This window comes from Corynebacterium sp. HMSC08C04 (assembly GCF_001807495.1).
Lineage (GTDB): Bacteria > Actinomycetota > Actinomycetes > Mycobacteriales > Mycobacteriaceae > Corynebacterium > Corynebacterium simulans.
The window spans coordinates 26870-42878 of the sequence record NZ_KV789192.1; the positions used below are offsets into that span (position 1 = coordinate 26870).

A 16009-nucleotide genomic window follows, 5' to 3' on the forward strand; every position below is an offset into this window, starting at 1 on the left:
ATAGTACCCGCCTGCCTGGGATTCTTCTTATCTCTTAGGTGTCGAGAGCGCGGCTTACCCGCGTGGTAAGCCGGTAGCGGTCGGTGCGATAGACCGAAGAACACCACTCAACTGGGCGATCGCCCGAGCGGGACTTGCGGATGATGTGCAGCAGTGGGGTGCCGGGCTCGACGTCGAGAAGCTGCGCTATCTCCGCATCCGCCGCAATCGCCGTGACCGTCTGATCCGCCTCCGTGATCGGTAGATCGAAGTTGGAGTCCAGGATGGCGTAGACCGAGTTGTAGATGTCATTTTCCAGAAGGTTGGGAACAAAGGCAGAGTTATACCAACCGTCATCGATGGAATAGGGCTCCCCATCGCCCAAGCGGAGGCGGCGTAGGTGGGTATGCGTCACGGAAGGATCGGCGCCGAAGAACTCGGACACCTCATCCGGGGCTGACGCGCGGCCGCCCAAGAGGATTTTGCTGGAGGCCTGGACACGTTGGGCACCCATTTCATCGGAGAATGAGGCCAAATGCAGACGAGATACTAGGGGATTAGGGGCGACGAAGGTGCCTTTGCCGCGCACGCGCCGCAGGCGTCCGGCGGCAACCAAATCACCGATGGCGCGGCGCACCGTGATGCGAGAGACGCCATAAGTCTCTTCCAGAATGCGCTCACCTGGGAGGATGTCCCCTGGTTTCAAAGTGGTGTTGCACAGCTCGGTGAGGATGTCGCGCAGCTGGGCATGCTTTGGGACGGGTCCATCGGTGATGATTTGTGCGGTCATAAACACATAATAATTCGCTGGTTATTACCACTGCAAGGGCAGCTTAGTGCGCTAAACTTTTAAGCGTGATTGATCTAAAGTTCCTCCGCGAAAACCCAGACGTTGTCCGTGCCTCCCAGGTAACCCGTGGTGAGGATCCAGCTCTTGTTGACGAGCTTCTGGCCGCCGACGAAGCCCGCCGTTCTGCCATCCTGGCAGCCGACGAGCTACGTTCCGAGCAGAAGGCCTTTGGCAAGAAGATTGGCCAGGCCTCCCCAGAAGAGCGCCCAGCCTTGCTGGAGGGTTCTAATGAGCTGAAGGAAAAGGTCAAGAAGGCCGAGGCGGAACTGGCTGCTGCTGAAGAAAAGGTAAACGAGCTGCAGTTCCAGCTCTCCAACGTCGTGGAGGGCGCGCCGGCTGGCGGCGAGGATGACTTCATCGTCCTCGAAGAGGTTGGCACGATCCCAGAGTTCGACTTCGAGCCGAAGGATCACTTGGAACTCGGCGAGTCCCTTGGGCTTATCGACGTAAAGCGTGGCGCCAAGGTGGGCGGCGCCCGCTTCTACTACCTGACCGGTGACGGTGCCTTCCTGCAGCTGGGCATGCTCATGCTCGCGGCACAGAAGGCGCGCGAGGCTGGCTTCCAACTGATGATCCCGCCAGTTCTGGTTCGCCCAGACATCATGGCTGGCACCGGCTTCTTGGGCCAGCACTCCGATGAGATCTACTACCTGCCGGCAGATGATCTCTACCTCGTCGGTACCTCCGAGGTTGCGCTCGCGGGCTACCACAAGGATGAAATCCTGGATCTCAGCGACGGCCCAATCAAGTACACCGGTTGGTCCTCCTGCTTCCGCCGCGAGGCTGGCTCCCACGGCAAGGACACCCGCGGTATCCTGCGTGTTCACCAGTTCGACAAGCTGGAAATGTTTGTCTTCTGCAAGCCGGAAGAAGCAGAGCAGATGCACCAGATGCTACTGCAGATGGAAAAGGACATGCTCGCTGCGATGGAGCTGCCTTATCGCACCATCGACATCGCTGGTGGCGACCTTGGCTCGTCTGCGGCCCGCAAGTTCGACAACGAGGCATGGGTTCCAACCCAGGGCTGCTACCGCGAGCTGACCTCCACCTCGAACTGCACCACCTTCCAAGCGCGTCGTCTGCAGACCCGTTACCGCGACGAAAACGGCAAGACCCAGTACGCCGCAACCCTCAACGGCACCCTGGCCACTACCCGCTGGCTCGTTGCCATCTTGGAAAACCACCAGCAGGCCGACGGCTCCGTGGTTGTCCCAGAAGCGCTGCGCCCATTCGTGGGCAAGGATGTTCTGCGTCCGCGCTAAAGCAGATTAGTTAACAGTTATATATACGTCCCCCGGGTTTTCCTGACCCGGGGGACTTGTCGTGCTTAACTAGTAGTTGTTTTGTCCGAGCTACCTTTAGCCTTCACAAAGTCCCGCATATTTTAACCAGGGGGAAGAACTATGAACGCCGTTAAAGACTTCTTTTATCAACGCATTGTCACCCTGGCACGGGGCGTTACTATTGCGCAGGGGCTTAAGTTTCGCACCTGGGGCGAGGAGAATATCCCGGACAAGGGCGGCGCGGTGCTCGTGGTCAATCACACCGGTTACATGGACTTTGTCTTCGGAGGTTTTCTACCGCATAAGAAGAAGCGCCTGGTGCGCTTTCTGACCAAGGCCGGCGTCTTCAAGACCCCAGTCGTGGGCCCACTGCTGAAGATGATGGGCCACATCCCGGTAGACCGTATCGATGGTGGAGCTTCCATCCGCCAAGGCATCGAGCTGGCCAAGGCCGGCGAGCTGGTCGGCGTCTTCGCCGAGGGTACGATTTCCCGCAGCTTCGAAATCCGCAGCATGCGTGGCGGCGCAGCCCGCATCGCTTATGAAGCCGGCGTGCCGATTATCCCGACGGTCACCTTCGGCTCCCAACGGTTGTGGACCAAGGGACAGAAGAAGAACCTGGGCCGCAGCAATACCCCGCTGCTTATCCGTGCCCTCGAGCCTTTTAAACCGACTGGCGACGTCGAGGCAGACACCGCCGAGATTCGTCGCCGCATGCAGGAAGGCCTCGAGATGCTCTGGAAGGACTACGAGGCGGAGTTTGGTCCAATGCCGAAGGGCGCTTTCTGGGTTCCAGCCCGCATGGGCGGCGGAGCGCCGAGCCTGGAGGAAGCAGAGCGCGAGGATAAGGCGGTCGAGTCGGAGCGCTACCGCGTGCGCCGCCTGCGCGATGACCTGATGGGGCTCAAGACTCGCATCTCCGAAGCCACCTCTGAGCTGGTCAAGGACCGTCTGGCCATTACCGCAAAGCCGGCCAGCGGCGAGGTGGAGGAGCTCAAGCGCACCACCCCGGAGACACTCGAGTGGATCAAGGAAAACCTCAACATCGTCATCGAGGAGGCCACTCGTGGCTTGGGTGAGGGCCGCGACAAAGTCACCGAAATCATGGGACAGCTCAAGGTTGATGTGGCTGAGACGCAGGCCAACATCGCCACCAGTAGCAAGGAAGTCTTCGCGGGCTCCAAGGTGGAGCAGGGCTTGTTGAGCGCTGCAACTCAGTCGCGCCTTATCGTCTCCCGCCTGCCGCACCGCATGAAGGCGCACTTCACGCAGATCCCGCGCATCGTTGTGGCAGATGAATCCACCTTGAATTATGAGGATGGTTCCGTGACCAAGCGCCTGCACGATGCATTCGCCGGCGTTTATCCGGAGTCGCAGATGCTGGTGCTGATGTCCCCGCAGGCGGCAGCTCACCCAGACTCCACCTTTGCCAATATCCAGCAGGAACTGTGGAGGATTGAGCATCAGGGCGGCGTCGTCAAGCATGGCTCCGAGGTTATTGCCATGCACCCGCTTTCCGACGCCGCCGTTGCTGCCATCGAAGCACACAGCGACATTGTCGTCGAATGGGCCTACGAAGGTGGGGAAGTGGTCTCTGGTCATATCAAGCGCGAGCTGCGTGAGGTGAAGGACGTCCTGGGTGAAGTACCCGGTGCCCGTTTCGTGGACACCCCAACGGGGCTAATCGTGGTTGCAGATGAGGCATGTCGTTGGGTTGCTACTGAGCAGATTCTTGAGCTAGTGGGGGCGGCCCCGCGTGAGGTGACCGTCTTTGCTGGTGAGGCAGGAGACGAGGTTTTCTTGGACCACACGCAGGTGGTCGCGCTGGAGACTGCGCCCATTGAGCTGGTCAAAGAAGCAGGTTCCGTGACCTACTCGGCAGAGCGCGCTGGCGTCTCCGAGGTGCTGGAGGCGATGGCGAAGTTGAATAAGAAGAAGTAGACCTTAAAAAGGTTAGGGAAACCGCAAGGAGCGTCTGGATATGACCAGACGTTCCTTTTTATTTGTCTGTCTACACCCCCCTATAGGGGTATAATAAGTTTCTTTCCTTTATAAAAACTCATGGAAAATGCTGGTTACGGTGGCGAAACTTACGAGTGAGTAGTGCAACAGCGCGCTTTCTGTCGTGACCCCTAACATAAGATTTAGGAGAAAAGATCTTCAAGGCCCGAGGCGGGGAATGGACCACTTTGGGCGACCATGAGGCTCCACCTGTCACCGTAGCGCGCGCCGTGCGAGAGCACGGCGACTGTATTGCGATGGCATAAGGGGCAAGTTAAGGAGATGAGTTTAGTAATGACAAAGCTAAGCAATCAGAGTTTCAACCCGGAATACTTTGAAAAGGCATGGGAGAACTACTCCGATGAGGAATATGACGTCGTCATCATCGGCGGTGGCTCCGTTGGCGCAGGCGCAGCAGTCGACGCCGCTACCCGTGGCCTGAAGACCGCAGTTGTCGAGTCCCGCGACTTCGCGGCAGGTACCTCTTCCCGCTCCTCCAAGATGTTCCACGGTGGCCTGCGCTACCTGGCGATGTTCGACTTCCGCCTGGTCGCCGAGTCTCTCCATGAGCGCGAGCTCAACATGTCCACCCTGGCTCCGCACCTGGTCAAGCCGCTGAAATTCATCTTCCCGCTGACCCACCCAGTCTGGGAGCGCGTGATGATGTTCGGCGGCTTTACTTTGTATGACCTCATGGGCGGCGCAAAGAGCGTTCCGATGCAAAAGCACCTGACCCGCAAGGGCGTGCTGAATGTTGCCCCGGGCCTGAAGGATCACGCAGTGGTTGGTGGCGTGCGCTACTACGACACGCTTGTCGACGACGCTCGCCACACCATGACCGTCCTGCGTACCGCCGCCGAGTTCGGCGCCAGCGTCCGTACCGGCACCGAGGTCGTGGGCTTTGAAAAGGACCGCGGCGGCCGCATTACCGGCGCGCATGTCCGTGACGTTGCAACCGGCCGCGAGACCACCATCAAGGGCCGCGTCTTCATCAACGCCACCGGCGTGTGGAATGACAAGATCCAGGAGATGGCCGGCGTGGAGGGCAAGTTCACCGTCCACGCTTCCAAGGGCGTGCACATCGTCGTGCCGAAGGACGCCCTCGACGCCGATGCTGCACTGTGCTTCGTCACCGAGAAGTCCGTACTCTTCGTTATTCCATGGGGCGAATACTGGATCATCGGTACCACCGACACGGACTGGGAAAAGGGTCTATCTCTGCCGGATCCGGCACCAACCAAGGCCGACATCGACTACATCCTGGATCAGGTTAACCAGCGCGTTTCCCGCACCATTACCCGCTCCGACATCGTCGGCGTTTACTCCGGCTTGCGCCCGCTTTTGACCGGTAAGTCCGACACCACCACCAAGCTGTCCCGCAACCACGCCGTGGCCAAGGTTGCTCCGGGCCTCGTCTCCGTTGCCGGTGGCAAGTACACCACCTACCGCGTCATTGGTAAGGATGCCGTTGACCTGGCCGTCAAGGAGCTGACTTTCGACGCTCCAGAGTCCGTCACCGAACGCACCCCAATCCTGGGTGCCGAGGGCTACCACGCTCTGGCTAACCAGGTACCGACCTTGGCTAAGCGCTACGGAGTGCACCAGGACGTCATCGAGCACCTGCTTGGCCGCTACGGCTCCCTGCTGGGCGAGGTCCTCGCTCCGGCAGAAGAAGACGCTGAGCTGCTGAAGCCGGTTCCAGGCGCAGAGCAGTACTTGTGGGCTGAGGTGCGCTACGCCGTCACCCACGAGGGTGCACTGCACCTGGATGACATCCTTTCGCGCCGCCTGCGCATCGCCATTGAGTACGCACACCGCGGCGTCGATTGCGCCGATGCGGTGGCCAACTTCGTCGCTCCGCTGTTGGGCTGGGACGATGCTACCAAGCAGGCAGAAATCGCCGCATTCAAGCAGCACACCGAAGCCGAGCTGCAGGCAGAAGCAGCACTGACCGACCAAGAAGCAAACGACATCCTCGTGCGCGCGGCAGGCAAGCCGCAGGTATAAGGACCATTCAAGAGAAAGACTAAAAGCATGACCGCAATGGATGCTTTCCTCTGGGAGTTCATCGGAACTGCCCTGCTCCTCCTGCTGGGTAACGGCGTGTGCGCCTTGGTTACCCTGCGCACCTCCGGTGCCAAAGGATCTGACTGGATTGTCATTGCCCTGGGCTGGGGCATGGCAGTTTTCGTGGGCGCCAGCGTGGCGGACCCTTCCGGCGGCCACCTCAACCCGGCCGTGACCTTGATGGTTGCCATCAACGGCGGCCTTGAGTGGAACCTCGTTCCTGCTTACATCGCAGGCCAGCTTTTGGGCGCAATGCTCGGCGCATTGCTTGCTTGGGCGGCCTTCAAGCAGCTTTTCGACGCCAATAACCTCGACGAAGCTGGCAATGAAACCGGTGCGAACGCCTCCACCGGTGGCATCTTCTTCACTGGCCCTGCTCACCCGAATAACTTCTGGAATGCGGTCACTGAGTTCATCGGTACCTGCGTACTGTTGATGTTCATTGCCTTTGGTCCTTCCGGCGGTGAGATTGGTGCACTGAAGTATTTCGCAGTCGCATTCGTCGTCGTTTCGGTCGGCCTTTCCCTGGGTACCCCAACCGGCTACGCCATCAACCCGGTCCGTGACCTGGGCCCGCGCTTGATGTACGCATTCGTCCTTCCCATCAAGGACAAGGGAAGCGCCAACTGGGGCTATGCCTGGGTGCCAATCGTCGCCCCGCTGCTTGCTGCAGTAGCCATCGGTTTCCTTTCCATGGCTTTGGCTTAAATACGCATCTCACCGCATTTTTGAAAATACGCAAGGAGTAAATCCATGAGCGAAAACAAGTTCGTAGCAGCAATCGACCAGGGCACTACGTCCACCCGCTGCATCATCTTCAACCACGACGGCGAGCAGGTCTCCGTCGGCCAGTTCGAGCACGAGCAGATCTTCCCGGAAAAGGGTTGGGTTGAACACGACCCGAAGGAAATCTGGGACAACACCCGCCGCGCCGTCGGCGAGGCTTTGGCCAACGGCGACGTCTCCGTCGAGTCAATCGTTGCGCTGGGCATCACCAACCAGCGCGAGACCACCGTCGTGTGGGATAAAAACACTGGTGAACCGGTCTACAACGCAATTGTTTGGCAGGACACCCGTACCACCCAGATCTGCAAGGAGCTGGCGGGGGAGGAAGGCCCGGACAAGTGGCGTCGCCGCACCGGCTTGGTCATCAACTCCTACCCGGCAGGCCCGAAGGTCAAGTGGATCCTCGATAACGTCGAGGGCGCTCGCGAGCGTGCCGAGGCTGGTGACCTGCTCTTCGGCACCATCGATACTTGGCTGCTGTGGAACCTGACCGGTGGCGCCGAGGGCGACGGCGACCAGCCGCCAGTTCACGCAACCGACGTCACCAACGCATCCCGCACCTTGCTCATGGACATCGAAAAGCTCGAGTGGGATGAGGAACTGTGCAAGGAGATGGGCATTCCTACCTCCATGCTGCCGGAGATTCGTCCTTCCCTCAGCGACTTCCGCACTGTGCGTGCCCGCGGCTCCCTGGCTGGTGTGCCGATTCGCGCCATCCTTGGCGACCAGCAGGCAGCAATGTTCGGCCAGGGCTGCTTCCGCCCGGGTTCTGCAAAGAACACCTACGGCACCGGCCTATTCTTGCTGCTGAACACCGGTACCACCCCGAAGTTCTCCGAGAACGGTCTGCTGACCACGGTGTGCTTCCAGCGCGAGGGTGAACGCCCTGTCTACGCGCTCGAGGGCTCGGTCTCCATGGGCGGTTCCCTGGTGCAGTGGCTGCGCGATAACCTGCAGATGATTCCGAACGCGGCCTCCATCGAGAACATGGCCCGCTCCGTCAAAGACAACGGCGGTGTTTACTTCGTGCCGGCCTTCTCCGGACTCTTTGCGCCGTACTGGCGCCCGGATGCCCGCGGCGTCATCGTTGGTCTTACCCGCTTTGCTAACCGTAATCACATCGCCCGTGCGGTTCTGGAGGCAACTGCCTACCAGACTCGCGACGTCGCCGATGCCATGGTTGCCGATTCCGGTGTGGAGATCACCGAGCTGCGCGTCGACGGCGGCATGACCCACAACGAGCTGCTCATGCAGTTCCAGGCGGACATCCTGAACGTCGAGGTGCACCGCCCGAAGAACGTGGAGACCACCGCAACCGGTGCTGCCTTCGCCGCTGGCCTGCAGGTCGGCTACTTCGAGGATCTGAAGAGTCTGGACACCGGCAGCGGTGAGTTCAAGGTCTGGAGCCCGAAGATGGATGAGGAGGAGCGTTCCAACCTCTACAGCGAGTGGAAGCGCGCCATCAAGCGTTCCCTGGCTTGGGAAGACTCTGAAGATGACGACGTCGCTCAGTAGGCAACCCTCCCGCTAGCTCCCGATTAGCTAGCGCGTTCTAGGTCCCGCATCTTTTTGGTGCGGGACTTTATTTCTTACAGGAGGTGCAAATTGCCTGCGGGCGCGAAGTAGACTGTGGGACATGGTTGATTCCTTATGGGCGCCGCGCCTTATTGCCAGTGACATCGACGGCACTTTGTTAGATAAGAACCATCGCGTCACCAAGCGTAACCGTGAAGTAATAGCCCGAGCCGTGGCTTCGGGTGCGTACTTTGCGCTTTCCACCGGGCGCCCGTTCCGCTGGATTGCGCCCGTGCTCGAGCAGCTGCCCGTCCGCCCGGTATGCGTGACGTCGAATGGCGCCGTCATCTACGATTCCGCGGAAGATAAGCTCCTCAATGTTCACGCGCTCTCGCCCGCCGCCATCACAGAAGTTATCGCCGTGGCGCAGGAGGTGCTCGACCCGCTTGGGGGAGCAGGCTTCGGCGCGGAACGCGGCGGGACCTCGCTTGCCGACCCCGTCGAAGAGCTTTTTGTGGTGGAGCCCCGCTATTCCGAGAACGCGCTTTTCGACGGCTTTGGGGTCGTTTCCATCGATGAATTAGCGGCTGAGCCCGCGGTGAAATTGCTTATCCGTAACACGCAATTTAGCGCCCCTGAACTCTACGATCTGATTGCTCCGCGGGTGGACCCAACGGTTGCTCACGTTACCTATTCGATGACGGAGGGCATCCTCGAAGTCGCTGCCCCCAACGTGACCAAGCGCAAGGGCGTGTCCTGGCTGGCGGAGAACTTCGGCATCGAACGTAGCGACATAATCGCTTTTGGGGACATGCCCAATGACATCGAAATGCTGTCGTGGGTGGGGCGCGGCGTCGCCATGGGCAATGCGCATCCTGCCGTGAAGGAGGCCGCTGACGAAGTCACCATGGCCAACCATCAATCGGGCGTGGCAAAGGTGCTAGAACAATGGTTCTAGCATCTTAATCCTGCAGGGGCTGACACCCCCTGCCAACTAGTCGGTGAAGACGTTAATCTTCTCGGTTGCTGGGTCGTACTGGATGTAGCCACCCTGGAAGTCCACGCGGATTTCGCGGCCGTTGCCGGTGGAGACCTCGTCGGAGGTCGGCAGGCCGAGTTTGGTGGAGTTGTCGCCCTCGGACCAAGCCTCAGCGACCTTGCCCGTCAGGGCGTGGGTGCCCGTTTCCTTGGAAGAGAGAACAACGCCGTTTTCAAAGAGCTGGGAGACAATGCCCGCCTTGAAGTCCGGGCCGCCTACTGCGAGGCCGAGAACCGGGCCGAAGGCGTTCAGGATTGCCGTCCAGGACTGCTGCAGGCTCGGGTTGCCGGAGATCTGGACGACCTTGGAGACAATGTTTGGAATCTCCGAGGTGGTCAGGCCACCGACGACGGTCTTATTGCCGTCGACCTTCTGGCCCGAGCGAGACAGGAAGATGCCGACCAAAGTCGCGGCGATACCGGCAACCGCCTGGACTACTGCAACCGGCACCTGGACGCCGCCCAGGGAGGAGGTAGCGCCGTTCGTACCGGTGTTTCCGCCTGGGTTTCCGCCGGTGTTTCCACCCGGATTATTGGTACCCGGCGTCGTGGTGCCGGTATTCGTCCCAGTGTTCGTGTTGGTGCCATCGTTGGATGGCAGCTGCGCACCGGAGCCGGCAGTGCCGTTCTTGATGGACTGGTATTTGCGGTAGGTCGCATTGCGGATATCGCCCCAACGTGCCACGGTGTACTTGCCTGGGCAGGCGGTGTAGTGCAGGTCATTGTGGCCGTGGAAGGTCGGAACGTGAGCAACCGTTCCTGCTGGGAAACGGGAGCCGTTGAAGCCGCCGGAGACCAGGTCGGTGGAGCCCTTCGGGTTGATGTTGGAGATCGCGGCCTTCCAGCCAGCGATTTCCGCCACGGAATTCAGCATGGCTTCCGTCGGTGCTGTGGTTTCGTAGTTACCAATCATGGAGATACCCCACGTGTTGGTGTTAAAGCCGCCAACGTGTGCGCCCTGCACGGCCTTATCGAGGCCGCCGTAACGGCCCTCATAGATGGTGCCGTACTTATCCACCAGTGCGTTGTATCCGATATCGCACCAGCCCAGGTTCTGCGCGTGGTAGTGGTAGATTCCGCGCACCTGCGCTGCAGCATCAGCCTTGGTGTAGTTGTTGCTGCCCGCGGTGTGGTGCAGGGTCAGTGCCTTAACGCCGTCGTCGTAGTCTGGCCCCATGCAGCGCTTAGACTCGTCCGCACCCCAGCCCGCGCGGGAGACGACCCTTGGCATGCCGTCGGTGACGGCGGTCTGCTCGATAGCCTCGCCAGCCTGCGCATTGCCGTCAATGAAGACAGCCTCCATGCCCTCGGTGCTGGTGTTGTTTGCCGACGCGCCAGATTCCTGTGCGCCAGATTCCTGTGCGCCGGAATCCTTAGTGTCCATCTCCTGCACGTCAGCCACCGGCGCAATGTCACCGACGTTGTACGGCAGCGGCGCCGGGTGCGGGTTGGCTGCTGCTTCCGCGGCCTGTTCAATCACGGACTGATTGGAGTCCTCCGCCGGTGCGGAAGCAGGCGACTGGCTTGCCGACGCCGCCGGTGTCGAGGTTTCCTGTGCCGCGGACCCCGGGGCCTGTGCACCATCTTCTTCCACGGGGGTTTCCTCGAAGCTCTTGTCCAGGTTGGTGCCCGAGACAAGATCTACGTTGTTGATGGAAACCTGCACGTCGTTGGTGGTGCCGGTGTAAATCAGCTCGGTGCCGTTAGTGGCGTTCGGATCGTCGTTGGTATAACCCGAGTTGTCCATGCCGTACCACTGCGACCACGAACCGTCAGCCTGCTTCGCGCGCACGAAAGCGGCGACGTCACGAGCGCCCTTCCAGGTCACAGCGAACATGGAGAAAGGCTCGTCGCGGTGGAATTGCTTGACGGCGCGGGGGCCGTCGCCTTCGCCCTGGGCAGAGATAGCAGCGTCATCGACAACGACGGTTTCGCCGTCGCCAAAGCTCGTCGAGGCGGAAGCTACTTCGATGGGGCCGGAGCCGTTTTCTTGGGTGCGCAGCACTTGGTGGCCACCGAAGGCGGCAGCCGCAACCATCGAGACAGAGGTGACAGCAGCGATGATCGGAGTGGACCACTTCGACTTGGTAGGAACGAGACGGCGTCGTAGTTGCACGTTATCTCCCTTGAGGTTTTGCGTAACGCGTGCGGGTGGTTTAGACAGCTCAAACCGAATTACGAAAGTTAACAGTTGCGCAAAATGTTACTTATGTTGTTTCTGTTAATTCTGTTCCGACACGCGTCAAAAGTGCATTCTTGATGAAGTTCTTTGTGGGTGTCATCCCCGGCGACAAGGGCGATCTCCAATAAGGTGGGGTACATGACTTCTTATGACCTCATCGTTGTTGGATCCGGATTCTTCGGCCTGACCGTTGCAGAACGTGCGGCCTCTCAAATGGGCAAGAAGGTGCTCATTGTCGAGCGCCGTAACCACCTGGGCGGCAACGCCTACTCCGAGGCGGAGCCGGAGACCGGCATCGAGGTGCACAAGTACGGAGCGCACCTGTTCCACACCTCTAACGAGCGCGTGTGGAACTACGTCAATCAGTTCACTGATTTCACCGACTATCAGCACCGCGTCTTTGCCATGCACAACGGCACCGCGTATCAGTTCCCAATGGGTCTGGGCCTTATCAATCAGTTCTTCGGCAAGTACTACTCGCCGGATGAGGCACGCCAGCTCATCAAGGATCAGGCCGGCGAGTTCGACGTTGATGAGGCGCAGAACCTGGAAGAGAAGGCCATCGCTCTTATTGGTCGTCCGCTCTACGAAGCATTCATCCGCGATTACACCGCAAAGCAGTGGCAGACCGACCCGAAGGAGCTGCCGGCGGGCAACATCACCCGTCTGCCGGTTCGCTACACCTTCAACAACCGCTACTTCAACGACACTTACGAGGGCCTGCCGGTAGACGGTTACGCGGCATGGCTGGAGAACATGGCGAAGCACGAGCTTATCGACGTCCAGCTGGACACCGATTGGTTCGAGGTTCGCGAACAAGTTCGCGAAGAGAATCCGGATGCGCCGGTTGTTTACACCGGCCCGTTGGATCGCTACTTCGACTTCTCTGAGGGTGAGTTGGGCTGGCGCACCCTGGACTTTGAACTTGAGGTCTTGCCGACCGGCGACTTCCAGGGCGCCCCGGTGATGAACTATAACGATGCTGACGTTGACTACACCCGCATCCACGAGTTCCGCCACTTCCACCCAGAACGGCAGGATAAGTACCCGAAAGATAAGACTGTCATCATGAAGGAATACTCGCGCTTCGCCGAGTCTGGCGACGAGCCGTACTACCCAATCAACACTCCAGAGGACCGCACCAAGCTCGAGGCTTATCGATGCCGCGCTGCCGCCGAGGCACGCGAGAACAACGTTCTTTTCGGCGGCCGCCTGGGTACCTACCAGTACCTCGACATGCACATGGCCATTGCCTCCGCGCTGAGCATGTTCGACAACAAGCTGGCCCCGTTCTGGAACGAGGGCAAGGCCCTCGAACAGGAGCGCGGCCACTAAGCCGAACTCCGTCAACATAACACTTAACACTCAACACTCCACCCAACACTCCACACTGTGGAGTGTTGGGTGGAGTGTTGTATGTAGTGTTGCGCAGGCCGGGAAAGCTATGATTGACCTGCGAAATCAACCCTTACTTTGAGGATTTTGGACGAGGAACACGTGCGAACACTACACAACACACCACAGTGTGTGTAGTGTTGTGTGTAGTGTTTGAGGGTGTTCAGGAGCGTTGAGCGCTGATAGGGGTGAGTGATTGTGGTCTGGGACGATGACCAGGCGGAGATCGCCGAGATCATTGGGAGCCTGCGATCTCAGGGCACCGATACGCGCGCCGTAGAGGTCAAGGCAGCTGCGGGAGGTTTTCCCAAGAAGCTTGTTCGCTCTATCTCTGCCTTTGCTAACGGAACCGGTGGAATCATCATCTTGGGGCTGGATGAAGACAACGGGTTCGTTCCGGTACCAGGCTTTGATGCTACCGCCATGGCGGATGCCCTGGCTGGCGCATGTGCAGACCTCGTGACCCCGTCGGTTCGCGCCCAGATCGACATTGTTGAGTGGGAGGGCGCGAGCATTGTCGTTGGCACCATTCCCGAATGTGCTCCTTTTGAGAAGCCTTGCTGGGTCGTTTCTCAGTCGAAGTATCACGGCAGCTATATCCGGGTCCATGATGGGGACCGCGTACTAAAGCCATACGAGATCGACAGGCTGGAGGAAAACAAGACCCAGCCGGAATGGGATCTGGAGCCGGTTCCGGCTGCTGACATCGACGATCTGGATCCTGACATTGTGGCCGAGATCTTGGCCCGCGAGTGCTCCATCCATGAACGCATTTTTGGACGGTTGAGCGATGAAGAGGCGATGTTAGCGCTCCACCTGATTACCCGGAATGACAACGGAAAACTAGTGCCAACTCTGGGCGGACTTATGGCAGCGGGCACTTACCCGCAACAGTTTTTCCCGCGGCTCAACGTGACCTTTGCAGCATATCCCGGCACCGATAAATCGGCCGGAATAGGCAAGCAGCGCTTCCTCGACAACGAAAGTCTGGTGGGGCCCATTCCGGTGCTGGTCGCGGATGCCGTGCGGGCAGTCCGACGCAATATGCGCGTCGGAGGCGTAATCGAGGGAGTCTTCCGTAAGGACTTGCCGGACTACCCTCCGGAGGCTGTGCGTGAGGCAGTCGCTAATGCGCTTATGCACCGTGATTATTCGCCGCAGGCGCGGGGCACGCAGGTACAAGTGAACCTGTATGTCGACCGGCTGGAGATCCTTAACCCCGGTGGTCTTTATGGAACGGTCACCGTTGATCGATTGGGCACTGCGGGTATGTCTAGCGCGCGCAATCAGCATTTGTCTGCGTTGCTGGAGGTGACTCCTGCCGGTGACGGAGACGGGTACATTGCGGAAAATCGTGGTACCGGATATATCGAGATTCTCGACCAACTGGAGCGGCAGCTGCTGCCGCCGCCGGTACCACGGGATTCATTAACCGAATTTGAGCTCACCTTTGCGCGGCGAAATCCGACTACCCCGGAGCGCACCGCGGCGTTGGGTGGCGGAACCCGCGGGCGCGTGCTCGACTATCTGCGCGAACACAGGACAGCGTCCAGCCGCGAATTGGCAGCGGCTGCAGGGCTGTCCCTCAACGGCGTGCGCAGGACCATTAACGAACTTGTTGAGGAAGGCGTCATCGTGCGCACTGAGCCGCTGAAGAGCCCGAAGCAGCGCTATCGGCTGCAGGGCTAACCACGGCGTTCAACGTCACCTTGTTCGTGCGCCGCCGCTGAATACCTCGGCGCGAATTTCTCCATCTGTTCAAGCACGAGCTTGATGGCCTCCGGTGCCTTGTCCGGTGGATACTTGTAGTCGCGAAGCAACCTGCGGACCGAGCGGCGTAGTTTCGCACGTACGTCATCGCGTACTGTTCAGTCGGTCTTTGCATCGCGACGCAGCATGGAAACGAGCTGGCGTGCGATTTCAGCAAGAACTTCGTCCATGAGCTCGGTTGCGGATTCGTTTGTCGACACCGCGTCGAAGAAGGTGAGCTCGTCATTGCCTAGTGGCGGGGTGAATTGTTCACCGCGATTGCTTGTCCTTGACAATCGCTTTGGACGGGCGGATGAGTTCGGCGATGGCATGCACATGGCGATCGCTTCTGCGCTGAGCATGTTCGACAACAAGCTGGCCCCGTTCTGGAATGAAGGCAAGGCGCTTGAACAGGAGCGCGGCCACTAAAACAGCTTGCCTGCTTAAATCCCCGCCGACGAGGAGCTTTGAATCTTCTTCGGCGGGCTTTTTGTATCTGTACGCCGGCGCTTTGCCGGTTTACGTGTGCCGCGGGTCGGTGTTGAATGCGGGGGTGAAACTCCGTAAAGTTAACACTAGGTTAACAAACAGAGAACAGAAAGTAATTGGGTGAGTACCATGACGCATCTCAATGATCACCGCCTCGCGACCCTGCGCCAGGACCTCCACGACCTGTACGGCAACACTCACGCTGCCGCTGAAATCGACGCCGAGGTAGACGCGGCAATCGCGCGCCATACTGCCGGTGCAACGGTCGAAGAATTCATCCCTGTTCTGGTTGAACGTGAGGTAAAAGAATACTTCGGCGGGCACCGCATCCATGTTCGTTTCTCTGCTGGCACCAACCACGCCCTTGCGGAGAAGGTTGTTGAATTGACCAAGGAACAGGCCGGTGACGCCTTGTTTGTCGACGCCGCCCATTTTCACACCGAGGTTGACCCCAACAACCGCATGGTCAGCATGCCTGACTTCATCGTATACCTAGGCCGCGACATCCCGCGCGACGAAGCTGGCAAGGACATCAAGATTTGGGATATCGCTGCGGCCAATACGCCAGAGGAAGAGCGCGAACTTATCGACGACCTCGGCGCACGCGTGCTTTATATGTTGGGCAAGCTGGGCATCGAGCCAGCGGGCGATAAGGCCCCTGTCAAAGCCTAATCT

Annotated in this window: 11 protein-coding genes and 1 pseudogene; 9 read left to right on the top strand and 3 right to left on the bottom strand. The window is 59.5% G+C overall.

Annotated elements, in window-relative coordinates; translation table 11 throughout:
• Positions 1 to 34: 34 nt before the first annotated feature.
• Complete coding sequence (locus tag HMPREF3169_RS00595; protein WP_061925084.1) at positions 35 to 769, bottom strand: GntR family transcriptional regulator; 735 nt, start codon at positions 767 to 769, stop codon at positions 35 to 37.
• Between the two features lie 65 nt (positions 770 to 834).
• Here HMPREF3169_RS00595 and serS point away from each other — a divergent pair, with 65 nt between their 5' ends.
• The 6 genes from serS to HMPREF3169_RS00625 all read left to right on the top strand — a co-directional run bounded on the left by serS (position 835) and on the right by HMPREF3169_RS00625 (position 9439).
• Positions 835 to 2091 carry a serine--tRNA ligase gene (serS, locus tag HMPREF3169_RS00600; protein WP_061925081.1) on the top strand — a complete coding sequence of 419 codons (1257 nt, stop codon included), beginning with the start codon at positions 835 to 837 and terminating at the stop codon, positions 2089 to 2091.
• 141 nt (positions 2092 to 2232) lie between these two features.
• On the top strand, positions 2233 to 4053 hold the full coding sequence (locus tag HMPREF3169_RS00605) for a lysophospholipid acyltransferase family protein (RefSeq protein WP_061925078.1): 1821 nt from the start codon (positions 2233 to 2235) through the stop codon (positions 4051 to 4053).
• Positions 4054 to 4407: 354 nt separating this feature from the next.
• On the top strand, positions 4408 to 6120 hold the full coding sequence (locus HMPREF3169_RS00610; RefSeq protein ID WP_061925075.1) for a glycerol-3-phosphate dehydrogenase/oxidase: 1713 nt from the start codon (positions 4408 to 4410) through the stop codon (positions 6118 to 6120).
• Between the two features lie 27 nt (positions 6121 to 6147).
• Positions 6148 to 6888, top strand: a complete 741-nt coding sequence (locus HMPREF3169_RS00615; RefSeq protein ID WP_061925072.1) for an MIP/aquaporin family protein — start codon at positions 6148 to 6150, stop codon at positions 6886 to 6888.
• Positions 6889 to 6933: 45 nt separating this feature from the next.
• Positions 6934 to 8481 (top strand): glycerol kinase GlpK, encoded by a 1548-nt coding sequence (glpK, locus tag HMPREF3169_RS00620; RefSeq protein WP_061925069.1) that lies wholly within the window; start codon positions 6934 to 6936, stop codon positions 8479 to 8481.
• 121 nt (positions 8482 to 8602) lie between these two features.
• Positions 8603 to 9439 (top strand): Cof-type HAD-IIB family hydrolase, encoded by an 837-nt coding sequence (locus HMPREF3169_RS00625; protein ID WP_061925066.1) that lies wholly within the window; start codon positions 8603 to 8605, stop codon positions 9437 to 9439.
• A 36-nt stretch (positions 9440 to 9475) separates the two neighbouring features.
• Here HMPREF3169_RS00625 and HMPREF3169_RS00630 read toward each other — a convergent pair whose 3' ends face one another.
• Positions 9476 to 11635, bottom strand: a complete 2160-nt coding sequence (locus HMPREF3169_RS00630) for an N-acetylmuramoyl-L-alanine amidase (protein ID WP_061925063.1) — start codon at positions 11633 to 11635, stop codon at positions 9476 to 9478.
• A gap of 204 nt (positions 11636 to 11839) precedes the next feature.
• On the opposite strand from HMPREF3169_RS00630, the gene glf reads away from it, so the two are divergent.
• Both glf and HMPREF3169_RS00640 read left to right on the top strand, forming a co-directional pair.
• A complete protein-coding gene (gene glf / locus HMPREF3169_RS00635) occupies positions 11840 to 13036 on the top strand; it encodes a UDP-galactopyranose mutase (RefSeq protein ID WP_070455318.1) in 1197 nt (398 codons plus the stop codon).
• 252 nt (positions 13037 to 13288) lie between these two features.
• Complete coding sequence (locus HMPREF3169_RS00640; RefSeq protein WP_246815048.1) at positions 13289 to 14785, top strand: ATP-binding protein; 1497 nt, start codon at positions 13289 to 13291, stop codon at positions 14783 to 14785.
• On the opposite strand, the pseudogene HMPREF3169_RS12555 reads toward HMPREF3169_RS00640, so the two are convergent.
• A pseudogene (locus tag HMPREF3169_RS12555) lies at positions 14782 to 15172 on the bottom strand (type I restriction enzyme endonuclease domain-containing protein); the annotation flags it as partial. The gene HMPREF3169_RS00640 and the pseudogene HMPREF3169_RS12555 sit on opposite strands and share 4 nt — an antisense overlap.
• A 291-nt stretch (positions 15173 to 15463) precedes the next feature.
• Here HMPREF3169_RS12555 and HMPREF3169_RS13205 point away from each other — a divergent pair.
• On the top strand, positions 15464 to 16006 hold the full coding sequence (locus HMPREF3169_RS13205; RefSeq protein ID WP_061925057.1) for a three-helix bundle dimerization domain-containing protein: 543 nt from the start codon (positions 15464 to 15466) through the stop codon (positions 16004 to 16006).
• The last annotated feature ends 3 nt before the right edge of the window (positions 16007 to 16009 follow it).

Excerpts from the sequence above, each read along its gene's own strand:
- HMPREF3169_RS00595 (WP_061925084.1), bottom strand. The coding sequence starts at position 769 with ATGACCGCACAAATCATCACCGATGGACCCGTCCCAAAGCATGCCCAG.
- HMPREF3169_RS00605 (WP_061925078.1), top strand. The coding sequence starts at position 2,233 with ATGAACGCCGTTAAAGACTTCTTTTATCAACGCATTGTCACCCTGGCA.
- HMPREF3169_RS00610 (WP_061925075.1), top strand. The coding sequence starts at position 4,408 with ATGACAAAGCTAAGCAATCAGAGTTTCAACCCGGAATACTTTGAAAAG.
- HMPREF3169_RS00615 (WP_061925072.1), top strand. The coding sequence starts at position 6,148 with ATGACCGCAATGGATGCTTTCCTCTGGGAGTTCATCGGAACTGCCCTG.
- glpK (WP_061925069.1), top strand. The coding sequence starts at position 6,934 with ATGAGCGAAAACAAGTTCGTAGCAGCAATCGACCAGGGCACTACGTCC.
- HMPREF3169_RS00625 (WP_061925066.1), top strand. The coding sequence starts at position 8,603 with ATGGTTGATTCCTTATGGGCGCCGCGCCTTATTGCCAGTGACATCGAC.
- glf (WP_070455318.1), top strand. The coding sequence starts at position 11,840 with ATGACTTCTTATGACCTCATCGTTGTTGGATCCGGATTCTTCGGCCTG.
- HMPREF3169_RS13205 (WP_061925057.1), top strand. The coding sequence starts at position 15,464 with ATGACGCATCTCAATGATCACCGCCTCGCGACCCTGCGCCAGGACCTC.